This is a genomic window from Siccibacter turicensis LMG 23730 (assembly GCF_000463155.2).
GTDB classification, from domain to species: Bacteria; Pseudomonadota; Gammaproteobacteria; order Enterobacterales; family Enterobacteriaceae; genus Siccibacter; species Siccibacter turicensis.
This window is the reverse complement of the sequence record NZ_AWFZ01000046.1, coordinates 1-224: the sequence shown is the minus strand read 5'-3', so window position 1 is coordinate 224 and position 224 is coordinate 1. Positions and strand designations below refer to the sequence as shown.

1 pseudogene is annotated in these 224 nt (G+C 64.7%); it reads left to right on the top strand.

The features are described from left to right. A pseudogene (locus DW58_RS14795) lies at positions 1-224 on the top strand (type VI secretion system tip protein VgrG); the annotation flags it as partial.

The following is a 224-nucleotide window of genomic DNA, read 5'->3' as shown; positions in this document are numbered from 1 at the left end:
GCACACCTCACCCCCGGGCAGGTGCTGGAGCCGCAGGGCGATGTCATTGCAGCCCTGAAAGAGGGCGTTATCCTCACCCTGGTGACCTACCGGGGAGCGCGCGATTCCCGTCTGCATGTGTCGGTCTGGGGAATGCCCTATACCGAACGGTACTGTTTCCGTTCGGTAGAAGTCCCGCGTCCGGTCATCACGGGCACGCTTCCGGCCCGGGTTGAGAGCCGGGA